General features: G+C 61.4%; 15 protein-coding genes and 3 tRNA genes. 10 read left to right on the top strand and 8 right to left on the bottom strand.

Features of this window, described 5'->3' with window-relative positions; translation table 11 throughout:
• Window positions 1–210 precede the first annotated feature (210 nt).
• Genes sufC through sufU form a run of 5 tightly spaced genes read left to right on the top strand, consistent with a single transcriptional unit; the run spans window position 211 to window position 5,456 of the window.
• Entirely contained in the window at window positions 211–1,011 is an 801-nt protein-coding gene (gene sufC / locus DW943_RS02495) for a Fe-S cluster assembly ATPase SufC (RefSeq protein WP_117862079.1), read from the top strand.
• Window positions 1,012–1,023: 12 nt separating this feature from the next.
• The gene (gene sufB, locus DW943_RS02490; protein ID WP_117862078.1) at window positions 1,024–2,436 is read left to right on the top strand and encodes a Fe-S cluster assembly protein SufB; all 1,413 of its coding nucleotides are present in this window, start codon (window positions 1,024–1,026) and stop codon (window positions 2,434–2,436) included.
• On the top strand, window positions 2,436–3,707 hold the full coding sequence (locus tag DW943_RS02485) for a SufD family Fe-S cluster assembly protein (protein ID WP_117862077.1): 1,272 nt from the start codon (window positions 2,436–2,438) through the stop codon (window positions 3,705–3,707). Before sufB ends, DW943_RS02485 begins: the two co-directional genes overlap by 1 nt.
• Window positions 3,704–5,029, top strand: a complete 1,326-nt coding sequence (locus tag DW943_RS02480) for an aminotransferase class V-fold PLP-dependent enzyme (protein ID WP_199572738.1) — start codon at window positions 3,704–3,706, stop codon at window positions 5,027–5,029. The genes DW943_RS02485 and DW943_RS02480 overlap by 4 nt, the downstream gene beginning before the upstream one ends.
• Window positions 5,022–5,456 (top strand): Fe-S cluster assembly sulfur transfer protein SufU, encoded by a 435-nt coding sequence (gene sufU, locus DW943_RS02475; protein ID WP_117862076.1) that lies wholly within the window; start codon window positions 5,022–5,024, stop codon window positions 5,454–5,456. The genes DW943_RS02480 and sufU overlap by 8 nt, the downstream gene beginning before the upstream one ends.
• A gap of 65 nt (window positions 5,457–5,521) precedes the next feature.
• Here sufU and DW943_RS02470 read toward each other — a convergent pair whose 3' ends face one another.
• Window positions 5,522–6,322: a transposase gene (locus DW943_RS02470; protein ID WP_117862075.1), complete on the bottom strand. Its 801-nt coding sequence runs from the start codon at window positions 6,320–6,322 to the stop codon at window positions 5,522–5,524.
• 403 nt (window positions 6,323–6,725) lie between these two features.
• Here DW943_RS02470 and DW943_RS02465 point away from each other — a divergent pair, with 403 nt between their 5' ends.
• The 3 genes from DW943_RS02465 to DW943_RS02455 all read left to right on the top strand — a co-directional run bounded on the left by DW943_RS02465 (window position 6,726) and on the right by DW943_RS02455 (window position 10,266).
• Window positions 6,726–7,460, top strand: coding sequence for an iron-sulfur cluster assembly scaffold protein (locus DW943_RS02465; RefSeq protein ID WP_006235554.1), 735 nt, complete (start codon window positions 6,726–6,728; stop codon window positions 7,458–7,460).
• Window positions 7,461–7,478: 18 nt separating this feature from the next.
• Window positions 7,479–8,483 (top strand): GGGtGRT protein, encoded by a 1,005-nt coding sequence (locus tag DW943_RS02460; protein ID WP_117800431.1) that lies wholly within the window; start codon window positions 7,479–7,481, stop codon window positions 8,481–8,483.
• 256 nt (window positions 8,484–8,739) lie between these two features.
• Window positions 8,740–10,266, top strand: coding sequence for an FAD-dependent oxidoreductase (locus tag DW943_RS02455; protein ID WP_117862074.1), 1,527 nt, complete (start codon window positions 8,740–8,742; stop codon window positions 10,264–10,266).
• Window positions 10,267–10,659: 393 nt separating this feature from the next.
• Here DW943_RS02455 and DW943_RS02450 read toward each other — a convergent pair.
• The 3 genes from DW943_RS02450 to DW943_RS02440 all read right to left on the bottom strand — a co-directional run bounded on the left by DW943_RS02450 (window position 10,660) and on the right by DW943_RS02440 (window position 10,953).
• Window positions 10,660–10,735 (bottom strand) — tRNA-Lys (locus DW943_RS02450).
• A gap of 43 nt (window positions 10,736–10,778) precedes the next feature.
• Window positions 10,779–10,854, bottom strand: a tRNA-Lys gene (locus DW943_RS02445).
• 22 nt (window positions 10,855–10,876) lie between these two features.
• Window positions 10,877–10,953, bottom strand: a tRNA-His gene (locus DW943_RS02440).
• Between the two features lie 164 nt (window positions 10,954–11,117).
• On the opposite strand from DW943_RS02440, the gene DW943_RS02435 reads away from it, so the two are divergent.
• Together DW943_RS02435 and DW943_RS02430 are read left to right on the top strand one after the other, a co-directional pair.
• Window positions 11,118–12,299: a pyridoxal phosphate-dependent aminotransferase gene (locus tag DW943_RS02435; RefSeq protein WP_117862073.1), complete on the top strand. Its 1,182-nt coding sequence runs from the start codon at window positions 11,118–11,120 to the stop codon at window positions 12,297–12,299.
• 137 nt (window positions 12,300–12,436) lie between these two features.
• Window positions 12,437–13,327 carry an ROK family protein gene (locus DW943_RS02430; protein ID WP_117862072.1) on the top strand — a complete coding sequence of 297 codons (891 nt, stop codon included), beginning with the start codon at window positions 12,437–12,439 and terminating at the stop codon, window positions 13,325–13,327.
• Window positions 13,328–13,440: 113 nt separating this feature from the next.
• Here the strand turns inward: DW943_RS02430 and DW943_RS02425 are convergent, their stop codons facing one another.
• From DW943_RS02425 to argS, 4 genes are all read right to left on the bottom strand, one after another.
• On the bottom strand, window positions 13,441–13,890 hold the full coding sequence (locus DW943_RS02425; protein WP_117862071.1) for a VanZ family protein: 450 nt from the start codon (window positions 13,888–13,890) through the stop codon (window positions 13,441–13,443).
• A 7-nt stretch (window positions 13,891–13,897) separates the two neighbouring features.
• Window positions 13,898–15,298, bottom strand: a complete 1,401-nt coding sequence (locus DW943_RS02420) for a hypothetical protein (RefSeq protein WP_147348617.1) — start codon at window positions 15,296–15,298, stop codon at window positions 13,898–13,900.
• A 313-nt stretch (window positions 15,299–15,611) separates the two neighbouring features.
• Window positions 15,612–18,176, bottom strand: coding sequence for a transcription termination factor Rho (gene rho, locus DW943_RS02415; RefSeq protein ID WP_370448066.1), 2,565 nt, complete (start codon window positions 18,174–18,176; stop codon window positions 15,612–15,614).
• Window positions 18,177–18,706: 530 nt separating this feature from the next.
• A complete protein-coding gene (gene argS / locus DW943_RS02410; RefSeq protein WP_117635048.1) occupies window positions 18,707–20,560 on the bottom strand; it encodes an arginine--tRNA ligase in 1,854 nt (617 codons plus the stop codon).
• Between the last annotated feature and the right edge of the window lie 112 nt (window positions 20,561–20,672).

Raw genomic sequence — 20,672 nt, 5'->3', positions numbered from 1 at the left:
CATCGTTACTGGGACAAAACCAGGCTTGTTTGTCCCAAATCCTATGCAAGCGGAGCAAACAAACCTGATTATTATGTCCCACATCTAGAAAAGTCGAGTGGATTAGTCGGGTTTTCCCTTGACTAACGCCGAACCCATAGTAACTTTATTCCGAGAAGATTCCTAGGGTTTAGTACACCTATGAGTACACCATATACAGAGAGGGACAGCATGAGTGCAAATCCGCTGCTTTCCATCGAAGGTCTGACCGCCTCCGTGGACGAGAAGACCATCCTCCACAACGTCAACCTCAACGTCGCCGCCGGCGAGACCCATGTGCTGATGGGCCCCAACGGCGCCGGCAAGTCCACCCTCGGCCACCTGGTCATGGGCGACCCCGTCTACACCGTGCAGGACGGCCGCATCGTCTTTGACGGCCAGGACATCACCGAGCTCACCACCGACAAGCGTTCGCGCGCCGGCCTGTTCCTGAGCTTCCAGGCCCCGGTCGAGATCCCGGGCGTGCCGCTGTCGAGCTTTTTGCGCGCCAGCATCGCCGGCCGCCCCGGCCTGGAGATGAAGGGCAAGGAGTTCCGCCGCCGCGTGAAGGAGCTCGCGACCGAGCTCAACATGGACACCGCCTACCTCAACCGTGAGCTGGGCGTGGGCTTCTCGGGCGGCGAGAAGAAGAAGGTCGAGATGCTCCAGCTCCTGCTGCTGCAGCCCAAGCTCGCCATCCTGGATGAGACCGACTCGGGTTTGGACGTCGACGCGCTTTCCACCGTCAGCCACGGCATGGACGCCTACCGCAAGAGCTGCGACGGCTCCATGCTCATCATCACGCACAACACGCGCATCCTGGAGCACCTGGATGTCGACCGCGTCCACGTTATGGTCAAGGGCCACATCGTGCGCGAGGACGACGCTTCGCTGATCCCCTGGATCGACAAGAACGGTTTTGAGGCCTTCGAGCGTGAGGCCGCCGAGCAGCGTGCCCAGGCCGAGGTCGCCGCTGCCGAGCAGCAGGCGTAAAGGGGCGACGCAATGACCAAGAACCGCACCGAGGTCGCGGACATCGACCGCAGCCTCTACGACTTCACCTATGGCGAGGAGGGATTCGAGCGCCTCGACGCCGGCATCACGCCCGACATCGTGCGCGAGATCAGCGCCAAGAAGGACGAGCCGCAGTGGATGCTCGATCTGCGCTTAAAGTCCCTCGAAATCTTCAACCGCTTCCCCGATCCGACGTGGGGCCCCTCCATCGAGGGCCTGGACATTGACAACATCGTCACCTACGTCAAGCCCAACACCGACCAAAAGCACGACTGGGAGTCGGTGCCCGACGACATCAAGAACACCTTTGAGCGCCTGGGCATCCCCGAGGCCGAGCGCAGTTACCTGGCGGGCGTCGGCGCGCAGTACGACTCCGAGCTGGTCTACCACAACATGCAGGACACGGCGTCCAAGATGGGCATCGTCTACTCCGGCATCGAGGAGGCCCTGCACGATCCGCAGTGGGAGCCGCTCATCCACGAGAAGTTCATGACGCTCATCCCGCCCACCGACCACAAGTTTGCGGCCCTGCACGGCGCCGTATGGTCGGGCGGCTCGTTTGTCTACGTGCCCAAGGGCACTAAGCTCGACTTTCCGCTGCAGAGCTACTTCCGCCTCAACGCCAAGGGCGCCGGCCAGTTTGAGCACACGCTCATCATCGTCGAGGACGATGCCGACCTGCACTTCATTGAGGGTTGCTCCGCGCCCAAGTACAACGTGGCCAACCTCCACGCCGGCGCTGTAGAGCTCTTTGTGGGCAAGCGTGCGCACCTGCGCTACTCGACCATCGAGAACTGGTCCAAGAACATGTACAACCTCAACACCAAGCGTGCGCGCGTGGACGAGGACGGCGACATCGAGTGGATCAGCGGCTCCTTCGGCAGCCACGTGGGCTACCTCTACCCTATGAGCGTGCTCAACGGCCGCCGCGCTCGCTCGAGCTTTACCGGCATCACCTTTGCCGGCGCCGGGCAGAACCTCGACACCGGCTGCAAGGTCGTGCTCAACGCCCCCGAGACCTCGGCGACCGTCGAAACCAAGGGCATCTCCAAGAGCGGCGGCATCCAGACCTTCCGCAGCTCCATCGTGGCCACGCCCAAGGCCGAGGGTTCCAAGGCAACCGTGAGCTGCCAGTCACTGATGCTCGACGACCAGAGCCGCTCCGATACCATCCCCGCCATGGACATCCGCGCCAAGAACGTCGATATCGGCCACGAGGCCACCATCGGCCGCATCGGCGACGACAAGGTGTTCTACCTGATGAGCCGCGGTATCTCGGAGGAAGAGGCCCGCACCATGATCGTCAACGGCTTTGCCAACCCGGTCTCCAAGGAGCTGCCGCTGGAGTACGCCGTCGAGATGAACAACCTGATCAAGCTCGAGATGGAAGGAGCGATCGGATAATGAAACAGGAAACCAACACCGCTGCTACCACGCTCGAGCAGGTCAACGCGATGCCCGCAGCAACCTGGGGCTGGCTTAAGATGAACCAGACCAAGCTCGAGCTTTCCGACGAGCTTGTCACCGCTCCCGCCGAGGCCGTTGAGGTCGAGGGCTTGGACGAGCAGTTCTCCGGTGCCGCCGACGCCTTTGACGCCGCCATGGAAGCCATGGCCGAGCGCTTCCCCGAGCGCCGCGCCGCTGCCCCCGGCGACGCCGCCGACCGCGCCCGCATCACGCCCGAGACCGAGCTCGACGTGCCCGCCACCTCTGTCTACCAGGCCGGCGCCATCAAACTCGAGGAAGAGCTCTCCCCTGCCGAGGCCTTCGAGACCGGCATGGGCGAAGCCGCCTACACCTACCTGGCCGACCACACCACCAAGCGCATCGTCATCGATGTGCCCGCATACCAGCACGCCACGGTTACCGTGCGCGTGAGTGGCGTCGACGCAGCGGCTGCGATTGCCGCCATCGACGTCGTCGCCCGCCCGCAGGCAACGCTCGACCTGCAGATCGCCCTGGACTCCCCCGTTGCCGGCGAAGGCGTCGTGGGTTCCGCGCTGCGCGTGTGCGCCCACGAGTATGCCACCGTCAACGTGACCTGCACGCAGACGCTCGACGACAGCTGGATCGCACTCGATGACACCGGCCTGTTCCTGGACGAGGGCGCGCGCGTCAACGTGCAGCACACCGTCCTGGGTGCCGGTGCCAGCGCCACCGGCCTTGCCGGCGACCTGCTGGGCGACACCGCCAAGGTGACCATCGATACCGATTACCTGGGCGCCCGCGAGCAGGTGCGCGACTTTAACTACGAGCTGCGCCACCGCGGTCGCAAGACCGAGTGCGAGATCGACGCCAACGGCGTGCTGACCGGCACGTCCAAGAAGGTCTACCGCGGCACCATCGACCTCGTGCACGGCTGCAAGGGCGCAACCGGCACCGAGCGCGAGACGGTGCTGCTGGCCAACAAGGGCGTCGACAACAAGACCGTCCCCGTCATCCTGTGCGACGAGGACGACGTCGCCGGCAACCACGGCGCCACCATCGGCCACGTCCGCGACGAGCAGCTGTTCTACCTCGCCTGCCGCGGCCTCGACCAAAACGCCGCCGAGGACCTGTTCATCCGCGCCAAGCTGGAGGACGCTGCGCTTTCCGCGACCGACGAGCGCGCCCGCGCCGCCGTCGTCCGCCTGGGCAACAACCTGATCGACAACTTTGAAGAGGAGCTCGCATGATCGATACCGAGCACGTTAAATGCGATACCTGCACCGCCCCCGAGCCCATGGAGCTCGACGCCAGCGACGAGGCTTCGCGCGGCTGGCCCACCGTGGACATCGAGAATAGCCCCTACAAGGCGCAGTTCCCGCTGTTCCAGCAGCACCCCGAGATCGCCTTTCTCGATAGCGCCGCCACCACGCAGCGCCCCGCCTGCGTGCTCGATGCCGAGCGTGACTTCTACCAGCGTATGAACGCCAACCCGCTGCGCGGCTTGTACTCGCTGTCCGTCGAGGCCACCGAGGCTATCGCGAAGGTCCGCCAGCAGATCGCCGACCTCATCGGCGCCGCCCAGGCCAACGAAGTCGTCTTCACCCGCAACACCAGCGAGTCGCTCAACCTGGTCGCCAAGAGCTTTGCGCCCACGGTGCTGGAGCCCGGCGACGAGATCGTCATCACCATCATGGAGCACCACTCCAACCTGATCCCGTGGCAGCAGGTCTGCCGCGAGACCGGTGCCAAGCTCGTCTACCTCTATCCCACCAAGACCGGCCAGCTCACCACCGAGGAGGTCCTGGCCAAGGTGGGTCCCAAGACCAAGATTCTGGCCGTGGGTCAGGTCTCCAACGTGCTAGGCGTCGAGAACCCGGTCAAGAACCTCGGCAAGCTCGTACACAAGTACGGCGGCTACCTGGTCGTCGACGGCGCGCAGTCGCTGCCGCACATGCCGGTCGATATGGCCGATCTGGGCGCCGACTTCTTTGCCTTTAGCGCGCACAAGGCCATGGGCCCCATGGGCATCGGCGTGCTGTGGGGCAAGATGGACCTGCTCAACGCCATGCCGCCCATGCTTACCGGTGGCGAAATGATCGATTCGGTCACCGAGCAGGACGCCGTCTGGGCGCCCGTCCCCGAGAAGTTCGAGGCCGGCACGCAGGACGCCGCCGGCATCTTCGCCACAGGCGCCGCCCTCGACTACCTCGTCAACACGGTGGGCTATGAAAACATCCAGGCACGCGAGCAGGCACTCGTCCACTACCTGATGGGTGAGCTCATGCAGCTCGACTTTGTCCAGATCATCGGCTCCATCTACTGGGACAACCATCACGGCGTCGTGAGCTTTAATGTCAAGGGCATCCACCCGCACGATGTCGCGAGCATCATGGACATGGACGGCGTCTGCATCCGCGCCGGTCACCACTGTGCACAGCCACTGCTCACCTGGCTGAGCGTCGAGAATCTCGCCTGCTGCCGCGCCAGCGTAGCCTTCTACAACGACAAGGCCGACATCGACAAGTTCATCGCCGGTCTGCATCACGTTTGGAGTACGTTCAATGGGTAACCTTTACACCTCCACCACGTTCATGGAGCACAACTCACACCCCGACTATAAGTACGAGATGGATGCCCCCACGCACGAGCACGACGGCATCAACCCCAGCTGCGGCGACGAGCTCACCTTGCAGCTGCGCGTTGAGAACGACGTGATCGAGGAGGCGTCCTTTACCGGCCACGGCTGCGCCATCAGCCAGGCCAGCGCCGACATCATGGCCGACCTCATCACCGGCGAGACGGTCGAGGAGGCGCGTCGTCTGGCAGGGCTCTTCCTCGCCATGATCCGCGGCGAAGAGCTCTCCGAGGAGGACCTGGAAGACCTGGACGAGGCCGCCCAGCTCCAGGACATCTCGCACATGCCCGCCCGCGTCAAATGTGCCGAGCTCGCCTGGCGCACCCTCGACGGCATGCTCACGGGACAAAATAATCAGTAGTATTTGTCCCAAATCTTAAGAATTTTGTTGGCCGAATCGCTTGACAAGAGTGGTTCGGCCATTTTCTATTCCGAGCCCTCAGCCTGAGCATTCACCCGCGCATAAGCGCGCACGATACGAGAGACGGTACTCTTGCTGATTCCCGTATACCGTTCGATCTCGCGCACCGTGTAGCCGCCATCGTGCAGGGCGAAAATGATTCCGTCTCGCCGCGAGGGTGCTACGGTCTTGAGTTTGTTGAGCGGCACACCCAGGCGCTTCGCCATCTTGTCGGCAAACGCACGCCGCTCCCACTCTGTCTCATCCATATCGTGAATCACCGGATCGGAACCATCGGGCATTAACAGAGAATAATCCAGAAACCCCCTGACAGACTCAAAGAGCTCGAGCACACAAGAAGGGTCCGAAAATCCCCTCGTCATATCGTTGTCATACGCTCGCAGATACTCGGCAAAGCTGCTCCACGGATAGCGCTCGATCAGGGCGATACCCGCCTCCTGCGGATTAGCATGAACATAGCGAATGGCGGCCATTAGATAACGGTCGGTATCGAGCGAGCGCCGGTCAAAACGGTTCTGGAACAGATGGCCCGTGCGCCCCGTGCGTTTATTGAACCGACGAGCGTACGTCAAAAGCAGTCGTTGCATCGCCGCGCTCATCGTGTCCTCATAATCCGAGAGTACCAGATCCACGTGATTGCCCATAAGGCACCAGGCGATAACCGTCACGCCCGCCTCGCGGCAGCACTCGCGCATCAGCTCCAAAAACTCCCACCGGTCTTCATCGCCCTCAAAGATGAGCTGCTTGCCCGTACCGCGGGCACAAACATGGTAAAAGCCGGTAACCGTTCTCCAAACGCGCTGCATGGCGCTCCCTTCGCCTGGATCTGCTTGCCATCCAATACAACACGATTGAAGCGTGCCACCAAAACATTCACGCAAAACAATACATTCGCGCGGCCAAAGGCAATAAACAGGCGGCGAACGGCACCGTTGCAACAGGTCAGCCCCTGCAACGCTTACAAGAGCTGACCAAAAGCTTGCCCAAGACGAACCCCCTCTACAAAAGTTCACGACCACAGAATATAGAGTTAAACCGTTTCAATTAAAACTTCCGGACTTCTCGCTACGAAAACTGAGCCGTTCGCCGAATATTCCGTGCATTTCGCGGTATTATAGGGGCTGCATGTCATGTCCCTTTCGAAGGGTCGCCCGGCAATCGCCAGCCACGACCCCCAGACGGGACGCCAACACGATAGAGAGGAGAGGCATGCAGTACTCACAGGAAGTGGAGAACATGTGCCCCGTTGCCAAGGGTGCATACCACGGCCCCGCACCCATCCCCGAGGAGGGCAAGTGGGTCCAGGCTAAGGAGATTTCCGACATCTCCGGTCTTACGCACGGTGTGGGTTGGTGCGCACCTCAGCAGGGCGCCTGCAAGCTCACGCTGAACGTCAAGGACGGCATCATCGAGGAGGCCCTCGTTGAGACCATCGGCTGCTCGGGCATGACCCACTCTGCCGCCATGGCTTCCGAGATCCTTCCCGGTAAGACCATCCTCGAGGCCCTCAACACCGACCTCGTCTGCGACGCCATCAACGTTGCTATGCGCGAGATCTTCCTGCAGATCGTTTACGGCCGCAGCCAGACCGCGTTCTCCGAGGGCGGCCTGCCCGTGGGCGCCTCCCTCGACGACCTCGGCAAGGGCCTTCGCTCTCAGGTCGGCACCATGTTCGGCACCAAGGCCAAGGGCGCTCGTTACCTCGAGCTCGCTCAGGGCTACGTCACCCGCATGGCTCTCAACGACAAGAACGAGATCATCGCGTTCGAGTTCCTGAACCTCGGTAAGTTCACCGACGCCGTCAAGGCCGGCAAGACCCCCGAGGAGGCCATCGCTGGCGCTATGGGCCACTATGGTCAGTGGGAGAACGCTGCCAAGTACATCGACCCGCGCACCGACGAGGAGACTCACTCCGTCGCCAGCGTGTTCCCGGTTCACGAGTAGAAAGGGAGGGAAATAACTATGACTGTTACGTTCGAAGGTTACGAGCGCCGCGCTGACAAGATCAACAAGTGCCTCGCCGACAACGGCATCGCCTCCCTCGAGGAAGCTCTGCAGATCTGCACCGACAAGGGCTTCAACCCGCGTGAGATCGTCAACAACACCCAGTCCATCGCCTTCCAGAACGCCGAGTGGGCCTACACCCTCGGCTGCGCTCTCGCTGTCAAGCGTGGCGCCAAGTCCGCTTCTGAGGCTGCCGCCATCATCGGCGAGGGCATCCAGGCCTTCACCGTTCCCGGCTCCGTCGCCGAGGACCGCAAGGTCGGTCTGGGCCACGGCAACCTGGGCGCTATGCTGCTCTCCGACGACACCGAGTGCTTCGCCTTCCTGGCCGGCCACGAGTCCTTCGCTGCCGCTGAGGGCGCTATCGGCCTGGCTCTGAACGCCAACAAGGCTCGCAAGAAGCCGCTGCGCGTTATCCTCAACGGTCTGGGCAAGGATGCTGCTCAGATCATCGCCCGCATCAACGGCTTCACCTACGTGAAGACCCAGTTCGACTACTACACGGGCGAGCTCAAGGTCGTCGAGACCATCCCCTACTCCGATGGTCCCCGCGCTGCCGTTAACTGCTACGGCTCCGACGACGTCCGCGAGGGCGTTGCCATCATGTGGCACGAGAACGTCGACATCTCGATCACCGGTAACTCCACCAACCCCACGCGCTTCCAGCACCCCGTCGCTGGCACCTACAAGAAGGAGCGCCTCGAGGCTGGCAAGAAGTACTTCTCCGTCGCTTCTGGTGGCGGCACTGGCCGTACCCTGCACCCGGACAACATGGGCGCCGGCCCTGCCTCTTACGGCATGACCGACACCATGGGCCGTATGCACTCCGACGCCCAGTTCGCCGGTTCTTCCTCCGTGCCTGCGCACGTCGACATGATGGGTCTCATCGGCATGGGCAACAACCCCATGGTCGGTGCCACCGTCGCCTGTGCTGTCGCCGTCGAGGAGGCCCTCAAGGCCTAATCGCGCCCGCGCGATGCTCATATAGTTGAGCTTTGGAGCCGCTACCTTTCGAGGTAGCGGCTCTTTTTGTTTGCGTTGTCGCAGGGTGGCTAATGCCGATATATCAGTTGGGGTGAAATACGAGATGTAATGAGATGGAGCCACCAAGCAGCCCTAACGTCCACCAGCCATATTTGCCCTTTACCGATTTGCCGAGTCTTTGCGATACCTTTGCCGATCACCCATGCGACAATGCGCCGGACGAGAAAGGAATCCGATGGAATCGACTGATGTACTGGTAATTGGATCTGGCATTGCGGGCCTTTGCGCCGCCATCGAAGCGGCACGCACGGGTGCAACCGTCACTGTGGCAAGTGCCGGCAAAACTATGAGCGGATCAAGCTTTTTCCCGGGAACCTGGGGTCTCGGCCTTATTGGCCCCGTCGACGAAGACGACGAACGGGACCTCATCGACACTATCCAGGCCGTGGGCTGCGGCGTTGCCGACCCCGAGCTCGTCCAGACGTTTGTCCACGGTATTCCTAAGGCCATCCAGTGGCTCGAGCAGGATCTGGGCGTTGAGCTCCAGCGTCCGCAAAGCGCCGAGAGCGCCCAGCAAAAGCAATTTATCCCTTGCTTTGACCACAAGACGCGCATGTGGCGCGGCCTCACCCGCAAGCCCCTTGAGGACGCTCTGACGACCCAGATCGGGTCGCTCGGCATTCACCTGCTCCCCCGCCATGAGCTTATTGACCTTGTTGAAGATAAGGACGGAAAGGTTATCGGCGCCACGCTCTACGACCGCGCAAACGAGCATCTCGTGCCTCTGGCAGCTAAAGCCACCATCATCGCCGCCGGAGGCACGGGCGGACTGTTCGAGCGCAGCCTCACTTCGGCCGATGTGCTCAGCTCCTCGCAGGCCATCACCCTGGCACACGGTGCGTCCCTTACTAATATAGAGTTCATGCAGATGATGCCCGGCTTCATCGAGCCTAAGCGAAACCTTGTCTTTAACGAAAAGACCTGGCGTTACGTACATGTAGACCAGCCGGTCGATATTGCCGACGAAAAGTTGGACGATCTGCTTGAACAGCGCTCCGGATACGGTCCCTTCACTTCGCGCCTGGCTTCCAGCGCCATCGATCTTGCCATCGATCAAGCAGGCGCCGAAGGCCTGGCGCTCCACTACGACTTCCCCCGCGAGGACGTCCCCGAGTTTGTGCAGACCTTTGCCACCTGGCTGCAAGACGAGCACGGCATCGCACCGACCGACGAGATGCGCGTGGCGATGTATGCCCACGCTGCCAATGGCGGCATCAAAATCGACAAGACTGCGTACACAGGCGTTGAAGGCCTGTATGCCTGCGGCGAGGCGACAGGCGGCATGCACGGCGCCGATCGCATCGGAGGCCTGTCGAGCGCCAACGGCATCGTATTTGGGCGCATCGCGGGCGCATCGGCAGCCCAGGCAGCACAGAATGCACCTGAGGCAGCCCTGAAGGCGGATATCGCCCTCCCCCAGTACGGCATTGCCACAACAGATGCCGAACGCCTGACACACAGCCTTAAGCACACGATGAGCACCTATTGCATGATCAACAGGACCGAAGCAGGTCTATCCAAGGCCCTGCAACAGCTTGAAAGCCTGAAAGACGAGGCAACGGCTCTAAATAAGCCGCATGCCAACGACAGCGAAGTCGCAGCCCTCGCCCGCCTGCAATCGCAGATTCAACTAGCACAGAAAATGGTCAAAGCCATGCGCAAACGAACCGAAAGCCTCGGATCGCACTATCGAGCGGACTAATTCGATTCTCACTTAGAGTTTAATCACAATTTCTCAACATGTATCGAGCCCTGTAAGCATGATTCCCCCAAGGAGAACACGCTTACGGGGCTTTAGCCGTGTTTTCCCTAAGGGAATCACTGTGCAGATAGCTCAGCTCCGTGCCCTTTCGGGTTCGACCGCATGCGAGGTTAACAAAAAAGCGACCAGCCTAAGCCAGTCGCTTTAACATACTTTGGGTGGGCCGTCAGGGGGTCAGCCTGCTTTGCAGGCGGCCGCTTCGGCGCTTTGCGCCTTGCGCGCTGCGCTGGTAAATGCTTACGCATTTCCTCAGCTCCGCGCCCTTTCGGGTTCGACCCCATGCGAGGTCAACAAAAAAGACGGCCAACCGAAGTTGACCGTCTTAACAATCTTTGGTGGGCCGTCAGGGGGTCGAACCCTGGACCTTGGGATTAAGAGTCCCCTGCTCTACCAACTGAGCTAACGACCCAAAGCTAAAGTCCGTGGTGGCGGACTTTAGAGGAGATATCGTGTGGTGGGCCGTCAGGGGGTCGAACCCTGGACCTTGGGATTAAGAGTCCCCTGCTCTACCAACTGAGCTAACGACCCGATATCACCACGAAGCAAGAACTGGGGTGGGTAAAGGGACTCGAACCCTCGACCTACGGGACCACAACCCGTCGCTCTAGCCAACTGAGCTACACCCACCGTGTCCTGTGCGCTTCGCGCTCGACTATTATTGCAAGGAACGCCACGCGATGCAAGCCCCAATTTTCAAGAATTTTGAAAAGAGTTTTTCGAGCCCGTTTCGAGCAAATCCCACCGGTTCCATAGGAGTAAACTTGCTCCACCCAATGCTCGAAAGGATAGGCATGAAAGAACTCTCCAACCGCACGGCGGCGTTTACCGATTCGGTCATCCGCCGCATGACGCGCATCTCCAACAAGTATGGTGCCGTCAACCTGTCGCAGGGCTTCCCCGATTTCGATCCCCCGGCGCAGCTGCTCGATAGCCTCAGCACCATTGCCACCGACCCCAAGCCGCTTTACCACCAGTACTCCATCACCTGGGGCTCCCAGGCCATGCGCGAGGCGCTTGCCACCAAGCAGGAGCACTTTATGGGCATGCCGATCAACCCCAACGAGAACATCGTGGTCACCTGCGGCTCCACCGAGGCCATGATGGCCGCCATGATGACGGTCACAAACCCCGCCGACAAGGTCGTCATTTTCTCGCCGTTCTACGAGAACTACGGCGCCGACACGATCCTCTCGGGCGCTGAGCCCATCTATGTGCCGCTCAACCCGCCCACCTTTGACTTCGACCGTGAGGTCCTCGAGGCGGCCTTCCGAGACAACGATCCCAAGGCAATCGTTCTATGCAACCCGTCCAACCCCTGTGGCAAGGTCTTTACCCGCGAGGAGCTCACCTTTATCGCAGACCTGTGCAAAAAGTACGACGCCTACTGCATCACCGACGAGGTATACGAGCACATCGTCTACGCGCCCCACGAGCACGTGTACATGGCCACGTTGCCCGGAATGTTTGAGCGCACCATCAGCTGCAGCTCGCTATCCAAGACCTACTCCATCACCGGCTGGCGCCTGGGCTACACCATCGCTCCTGCCGAAATCACCGAGCGCATCAAAAAGGTTCACGACTTCCTCACCGTGGGCGCCGCCGCTCCCCTGCAAGAGGCCGTCGTCACCGCCCTCAACTTCGACGACAGCTATTACCAGGAGGTCCTCGACCTCTACACCGCCAAGCGCGACCTATTCTGTCAGGGACTCGACAGCATCGGACTCACGCACAACGTGCCGCAGGGCGCCTACTACGTGATGATGGATATCTCGGAGTTTGGCTATAACAGCGACCTCGACTTCTGCGAGGACCTCGCGTACAAGGTGGGCGTGGGCGCCGTTCCGGGCTCCAGCTTCTTCCGCGAGCCCGTCAACCACCTCATCCGCTTCCACTTTGCCAAGCGCGACGAAACGCTTAACGCGGCGCTGGAGAACCTCAAGTCTCTGCGTGATAAAATCGAGCCGCGCGGGTAAGGACGGCCAGTAACTAAAGGCACTAAAGAAACCTCGTGAACCCGTTGGGCTACGAGGTTTCTTTTTATAGCGACCTCATTTATTTTTTAGAGCGCTATACTTTAGAGAAGGAGCAACTCGTCCCAGAGAGGAATACTATGGCAGAGCAGCCGCTTATCGGAGCGCTCGAGGCCGGCGGCACCAAGATGGTCTGCGCCACGGGCTATGCAGACGGTACGGTCCTGGAGTGCGAGCAGATCGCGACCACGACCCCGCAGGAGACCGTTGAGGCCGTCAACGCATGGTTTGCGAACAAGGGCATCGCCGCGCTGGGCATCGGCGCCTTTGGCCCTACCGCAGTCAACCCTGCCTCGCCCCAATACGGCAAGATCCTGGAGACGCCCAAAACGGCATGGCGCTACTTTGACCTGCTGGGCACCATCCAAAACGAGCTCAATATCCCCTGTGGTTACGACACCGACGTCAACGTCGCCTGCCTGGGCGAGGTCACCTTTGGTTGCGCCCAGGACCTCACTGACGTGGTGTATCTGACCATCGGTACCGGCGTGGGCGCCGGCGTGCTCTCGGGCGGTAAGCTCGTGCACGGCATGATGCATCCCGAGGCCGGCCACATCCTGGTCACTCGCGACCCGCGCGACACCATCGGCAAGCACAGCGGCTGCCCCTTCCACGACAACTGCCTCGAGGGCCTCATCGCCGGCCCCGGCGTCAAAAAGCGCTGGGGTGGCAAGAGCGCCGGAGAGATGGCCGACGACCCAGAGGCCATGGATCTGCTTGCCGGATACCTTGCGCAGGCGCTCATGACCTACATCCTGTGCTACGCACCGCAGAAGATCGTCATCGGTGGCGGCGTGGCCGACCACACCCCCATCGTGCCGCTCGCGCGCAAGAAGTGCGCCGAGATGCTCAACGGCTACATCGTCACGCCCGAGATGGCCGACATTGATAGCTATATCGTCAACAACAGCCTCGAGGGCAAGCAGGGCATTATGGGCTGTCTGGCCCTGGGCGCACAGGCGCTTCAGTAACAGACGCACCCGCAGGGCGTGGCGCGCCCGGCAAATCCGACCTACGGAACAACGCCATCACGCCTCATATAAGCCCTCAAATAAAAAAGCCGCCTAGGACCAAACAATACGTCCTAGGCGGCTTTTTTGGCGCACATCAGCGGCCGTAAGAGATATCGGAGCACAACACCCGTTGCCGCTCCACAGCAGTCGATCATCACATCGGTGATCATGCCGGCACGTCCCGGCACAAAGAGCTGAATCGTCTCGTCGATCGAGGGAATCAGCAGCAGGAACACCGCCGTGGGCAGCAGCACGTCAAAGGTGCGCCGCCCCTCATAATCAAAGGCATGCGTTGCCAGGATGCCGAGCACCGTATACTCGGTAAAATGCGCGCACTTGCGAACAACAAAGTTGGTCACCCATGCATATGGAAGTCCCACGCCGTGCAGGAAACCGCGGATAGCTTCCATGACCGTTAGGCTCAGCGAGCCCGACCCCGAGCCGGGAACCAGCGAATTGCCCCAGATCAAGAGCGCCATCAGGCAGGTCACGACCGCCCATTTTCGATTGATCCTAACCATGCAGAAGTTATGCCTCCGCGCGGAGCGGCGCGAAGCTGGCGGTACCGCCCTCGATAACGCTCAGATAGGCACGGCCCGTACGCTTGGCGGTAGAGGACTGCAGGCGCTCGATCTCTTCCTCGAGGATCTGATTGACGCGCTCGTGACGACGATTTTCCATAATGCCGGCGGCAATAGCCTCGGCCCGCTCGATGCCCTCGCGCGAGATACGGGCGGTATCCTCGGGGAACACAGCACTGTGACGGCCGACATAGGCGGGGGCAGCAGGCTGAGGGGCAGCGACGGGAGCGGGGGCTGCAACAGGAGCAGGCTCGTCAATCTCATCCAGAATCGCGGTGGCGGCGGCCCACATGTCCTCGTGGCCCGAGTAATCAGCCATGGGGACATCAACCTCGAGCGAGGCATCCGGAAGGTCGCCGGTGTCGATGCGATCTTGGGCATCAATCGATGCGGTGATGGCCGCAGGCTCATCGAGGTCATCGAGATCGATGTCCGCGACACCGGAGATGATAGGCATGCTGGCGAGGTTTGCGTTGTACGGCGCAGCCTCAGCCGCCTGCTGCTGGGCAGGAGCGCCCCAAAGCGAGCTTTCGGCGGCACGGCGGGCGGCAACGGCCTCCTCGTCCGCGGTCATGTCTTCATCAACGTACGAATTATCGGCAGAAGCGTTCGCGTCCGCCGAGGTAGCGCTGTAGGCGTTATTGGCTGCCGCGTTGGCAACGAGTGCCACGAAAGCCGCCGTGCTGCCCGCAGGGGCGGCCTGGGAGCCCGACACGGCGCGTGCCGCGGCGGCGATGTCATCGCGATTGAAGGAGCCAGTCTGCCCGCCGTTGGTGAGCTCGTCGATGGCGACTTGATAGACGTCTCGCGAGCGCGCAGGGTCGCAGCTAACCGGCGAATCGTCGTCGAGCATGCTGTCGATCATGGACCAAGCCTCGGCCTCGTCCATAGCATCTGCGGCTCGAGCGATGGTAGGGACACCATCATCGGCATGACGGCGCTGGAACGCACCAGTCAGGCCGGAAAGGAATGCCGAGGTAGACTGCTCCGACTGAGCCTGAGAAGCAGAAGCGGCAGCATATGGAGTCGCATCCTGCTGCTGAGCTGGAATCGAGGCGGTCTTGAACTCGCTTTGATGCTGATTGAGATTGGCGGCACCGCCCATGGCATCGGGCTGGAACAGACGCTCTTCACGCTGCGCACGGTACTCGGAGATACCCAGCGAGGCGGCATAGATGCCCACGCCCGCCACCGCACCGACGGCAAAGGGAACAGCGCCCGCGACAACCGTCTCGTTCACCGACGAAAACGGCAGCGTCGCGGCATACATAACCACGGGAGCGGCAAGGCCGATCCCACACGAAAGTCCGGCAAGGACTGCTCGTTGTGTTGCATCAGAAGAAGCCATGAGCTCTCCCCATCTTCCAGCACCCAAATCGCATCATTCAGTTGGCTGCGCGAGAGAAGATGAAGCGGGGCTATGCCCCAAAGCAACGGTATATGGTTCGTTTCATCTGCGTTTTCCGTCGCGAAGCTTAAAAGTTATTATGCGAAACCGACCCTCCGATTGCAAGCGACGATGTCGGATTGAAACGGGAAACCTGCTGCTCGTCGGTCTTACGGTCAAAAATAAGCGCGGAGCGGCGCTATGGAAAAGGGCCGAGGCTCAAAGCCCCGACCCTCTATCGCATTGATGACTATCGCAGCGCGTGGATGACAACCTAGAACGTCTGCTCGTAGTCGCTGTGTTTTTTGGCCGAACGCACCAGGAACTCCTGGTTCGTGTTGGTGCCCTTAAGACCCTTAATAAACGATGCGGCCGCGCGCTCGGTGTTGTTCATGCCGGCAAGAATGCGACGCAGACCAAAGACAAACGGACGCATCTGCTCGTCGACCAACAGATCCTCGTTACGCGTACCGGAGGCAACGGGGTCGATAGCCGGGAAGATGCGGCGGTCGGCCAGGTCGCGGTCGAGCTTAAGCTCCATGTTGCCGGTGCCCTTGAACTCCTCAAAGATGACCTCGTCCATCTTGGAACCGGTGTCGATGAGGGCAGAGGCCAGGATGGTGAGCGAGCCACCGTTCTCGATATTGCGGGCTGCGCCTAGGAAGCGCTTGGGCGGATACAGGGCCGCCGAATCGACGCCGCCCGAAAGGATGCGGCCTGAGGCGGGCGCCGCCAAGTTGTAGGCACGGGCAAGACGCGTGATGGAGTCGAGCACCACCACAACATCGCCACCCAGCTCCACGATGCGCTTGGCGCGCTCGATGACGAGCTCTGCCACGCGGGTGTGGTTGTCGGCAGGCATATCGAAGGTCGACGCCACAACCTCACCCTTGATGGAACGCTGCATATCGGTGACCTCTTCGGGGCGCTCGTCGACGAGCAGGCAGATGAGGTGCACCTCGGGGTTGTTAATCGAGATAGACTGGCAGATCTTCTTGAGGATCGTGGTCTTGCCGGCCTTGGGCGGGGACACGATCAGGCCGCGCTGGCCCTTGCCGATCGGTGACACGATGTCGATGGCGCGGCCGGTAATAGAGTCCTTGCCGTGCTCCATGCGCAGCGGCTCGTTGGGATAGACCGGGGTGAGGTCGCCGAACTTGGGACGGTTGCGAATCTGCTCGGGGTCCAGACCGTTGACGGTCGTGATTTTGGCGAGGCCGGCGCGCTTGTCGCCGCCGCGCGAAGGACGCAGCGAGCCCTCGATGACGTCGCCCGTGCGCAGGCGCGCGGAGCGGATGAGGTAGGCGGGCACGAAGGCGTCGTCGTTGGACTTCATGTAGCCATGGGCGTGGATGATGCCGGAGCTGTCCGGGCGAATCTGCAGAATGCCCTTGATGTCGCGGAAGCCCTCGGCCTTCGCAGCGGTGACGTAGATTTCCTCGACGAGCTCGGCTTTCTTCTTGCCGGTCGTCTCGATCTCGAACTCCTTGGCCTTCTCGCGAAGTTCGGCGACCTTCATGGCAGCGAGCTCCTCGCGCGAAAGCGTGGGCTCGGTGGGAGCGGCATTACGCTCCTTGTTGCGCTGTTTGCGATCGCGCTGGCGGTTGCGACGGTCGTTGTTGCGGTCGTCCTTACGCTCGTCGTTGCGCTTGTGCTGGCGACGGTTGGGACGAGTGCCGTCTTCGCCCTCGGCGGGGGCGGCACCATCGGTTGCGGTGGTGTCAACATTGGCCGCAGCGGCGTCATTGGCCTCGGCGCCAGAATCAACCTGCGCTTCGACATCAGCATGCTGCTCGGCGGCCTTGACCTTAACGGACTTCTTGCGACCGCGCTTGGGCTTCTCGGATGCAGGCTGTTCGACGTCCTGGGGCTCGACGGCATTAGTCGATGCATCGGCGGTCGTCTCGGCGGAATCCTCGGACGCACCCTTCTTGGCAGCCTTAGCCTTGGACGTGCGCTTAGCAGCAGTGCGACGGCTGCGACCGGGACGGACGTCGGCGGGCTCGGCATCGGCAGAAACGGCCTCGGAAGTCGTGGCATCCTGGACGGGTGCATCGGCAGCAGTTGAGGACTTGGCAGTCGCCGCAGCATCCCGAGCGGCGGCGGCTGCGGCTGCGGCCTTCTCGGCCTCGACAAAGGCCTTGGGCTTGCGACCGCGACGGTGCGGGCGCAAAGCCGGATCGACAACGGGAACTTCGCTGGCCTCGACAGGCGCAGCGGGCTCAACAGGCGATGTGCCCTCCCCTGCCGCGGAACGGACCGAAGCCTCAGTGAGCTCGGGGGTTACCTGTTCAGCAACCTGCTCGGCCTTAGCAGCCGTGCGACGGCGTGTGCGCGGTACCGGCTTCTCGGTCGGCTGGTCGGCGACAGGAGTCTCGGTGGCGGCAGGCGTCTCGGGCACAGACGGAGCTGCAAGCTCGGTCAGAGCCGCGGCCTCGCGCTCGGCAGCACGACGGCGGGCGCGCACCACCTGAGCCTCGCTAATCTGCGCCAACGCACGTGCCTGCGCGACCTCATCGGAAATCGGCGCCGAGGAGTCAGCTGCAACGGTGAGCCCGGCGCGCGTCGTGCGCGTGGTACGGCGCTTTGGCTTGGTGACCTCCTCGCCGTCAGCGGCAGGCTTGGCCGTGCGGCGCGGGCGCTTGGGCTTTGCCGGAGCAGCCTCCTCACCAGTTGCAGGCACGGCCTTCTCAGCCGCTACAGGCATAGGCGTCGAAGCAGCCTTAGGCGTCTCAGGAGCCGAGGCTTGCGCGGGCGCCGCGACCTGGTCCGACGCAACCGGTACAGCGGGAGCGGCCTGCGTCGTCGTTATTTCGTTTTCTTGCTGTTGATCAGACACAGTGTTTGCTCAACTTTCTTTTCAAGCCCTGTGATCACATGCTCCCTGCATAAACCTTCAGGGCGGCTAAACAGTCTAGTTCCGTTCAAAACGACGGACATCATTGATATGTATCGAGATGATTGCGTCAACTACGCAGCGTTAGTGTAACACAACCGCCGCCACCTGCAACTTAGTCATTGGGGGGACGTTCTTAAACGACTAGTCAAAAGGGACACTCTTTGTTTGCCACCCACAAATCTGACTGCCTCCGCCAAAACTATGGCGGTTTACTACGATGAATCGCTCAACCGCGACCACTCCGAAACTTGTTGAACTAAAACCGCAGGTAGATGCCTTGCACTTTTTAGCAAAAAGCCGGCGTGGTTAGAATTCCTCAATTCATCGTAGTAAACCGGCATAGTTTCGCATTTCCAGCAGTTCCAAATTCATCAATACGTCGGCGTTTGCGAAAAAAGCCCGACCTCCGTAGGAGATCGGGCTTATAGGGCTCAGTTAAACCAAACCTACACGGTCAAATGACCCGCAGATTACATCTGCTCGGGCGCGGAAACGCCAACGAGGGTGAGCACCAGGGCGAGCGTCACACGGACGGCATCACAAGCGGCCAGACGGGCACGCGAAAGCTCGGGGTCGACGGGACGACCCTCGCTCGGCAACACCTGGCAGGCAGCGTAAAAGCTGTGGAAGTCACCGGCGAGTTCCTCGGCAAAGTGGGTCAGACGGAACGGAGCGCGATCGCGAGCGCAGCTGGCGATCAGGTCGGTGAGCTCGTTGAGCTTGCGCGAAAGGGCGAGCTCGGTCGGGTCGGTCAGCAGCGAGTAATCGACGTTCTCACCGATGGCCTTGGCGGCAACGGCCTTCATGCCCATCTCGTCGGCCTGCTCGGGCGTAACGTCGGCGGCACGGCGCAGGATGGAGCATACGCGGGCGTGGGCATACTGCACGTAATAGACCGGGTTGGAGTTGTCGCGCTTCTTGACGGCCTCGATATCGAAGTCGACCATCTGGTTGGAGCTCTTGGAGATGAGCGTGTAGCGGGCGGCGTCAGAGCCGACCTCGTCGACGAGCTCCTGCAGGGTCACCATGGTGCCCTTGCGCTTGGACATACGGACGGGCTTACCGTTACGCAGCAGGTTGACGAGCTGGCCCAGCAGAACCTCAAACTTGCCGGGGTAACCCAGAGCGTCGCAGACGCAGCGAACGCGCTCGATGTAGCCGTGGTGGTCGGCACCCCAGATGTCGATGACGTGGTCGACGCGCTGGAACTTATCCCAGTGATAGGCAACGTCGGAGGCGAAGTAGGTGTACTCACCGTCGGACTTGATCAGGACGCGGTCCTTGTCATCGCCCAGGTCGGTGGAGCGGAACCACAGGGCGCCGTCCTTGGTGTAGAGGTAGCCCATCTTGTCGAGCTTCTCAAAAGCGCGGTCGACGGCAGAGGTACCGGCGGTCTCGCCCTCGGTGTCCTTCACGTACAGCGAGCGCTCGGAGTACCAACGATCGAAGTCGCAATTGACGGCGTGGCAGAGGTCGCGCATGTTGTCGACCATCTTCACGTAGCCGCGCTCACGGAAGCTCTCCATACGCTCCTGCGGATCGGCGTCGACCCACTTGTCGCCGTCGGTGCGCCAGAACTCGGCGGCCTCGTCGATGATGTAGTCGCCGCCGTAAGAGTCCTTGCCCAAGGTCTCGGCAAAGTTGTCCTGATACGGATGGGTCTCGGGGTGCTCGTCGTTCTCGTCGGCAACAAAGGCGTCACGGTCGGCGATCAGCAGCTTGTGAGCCTCGTCGATATCAACGCCCTGCTTGGCGATGATGTCGGCAAGCTGCATATAGCGCGTGCTGATGGAGTTGCCGAAGGTGTTCATCTGAGAGCCGTGGTCATTGATGTAGAACTCACGCTGGATCTCATAGCCGGCGTGGTCCATAACGCGGCAGAGCGAATCGCCCAGCGCGGCCCAGCGGCCGTGGCCGATGTGCATGGGGCCGACGGGGTTGGCGGAAACGAACTCGACCTGGGTCTTCAGGCCACCACCGACGTTGGACTTAGCGAAGTCCATGCCCTTCTCGCGAGCCTCGCCAAAGATGGCATTCTTGACGGCAACGGAGAGGTAGAAGTTGATGAAGCCGGGGCCTGCGATCTCGACCTTCTCGATCGCGGGGTCCTCGGGCATATGGGCAACGATGACCTCGGCGATCTTGCGCGGGGCGCAGTGGGCCAGCTTGGCGGACTTCAGGGCCATGGTAGAGGTCCACTCGCCATGAGAAGTGTCAGCCGGTCGCTCGATAGCGCAATCGTCAAGTTCAAATGCGGAAAGGTCGCCGGCCTCCTGGGCCGCAGCAAGCGCAGCGCGTACCAGCTCTTCAATCTTCTCGGGCATAGATCCTCCTTGTGTTAAAGCCCCCGAGCTCTTGGTCACTCGTAGGGCAAAAGCCAGAGTTTGTAGCACTCTATCACAAGCGACGGGCACTGTCGCAGGGTAAAGCTAATAG

Source organism: Collinsella sp. AM44-11, assembly GCF_003467145.1.
In the GTDB taxonomy this organism is placed as follows: Bacteria; Actinomycetota; Coriobacteriia; order Coriobacteriales; family Coriobacteriaceae; genus Collinsella.
Note: the sequence above shows the minus strand (reverse complement) of the source record. Positions and strands in the feature narration are given on the sequence as shown.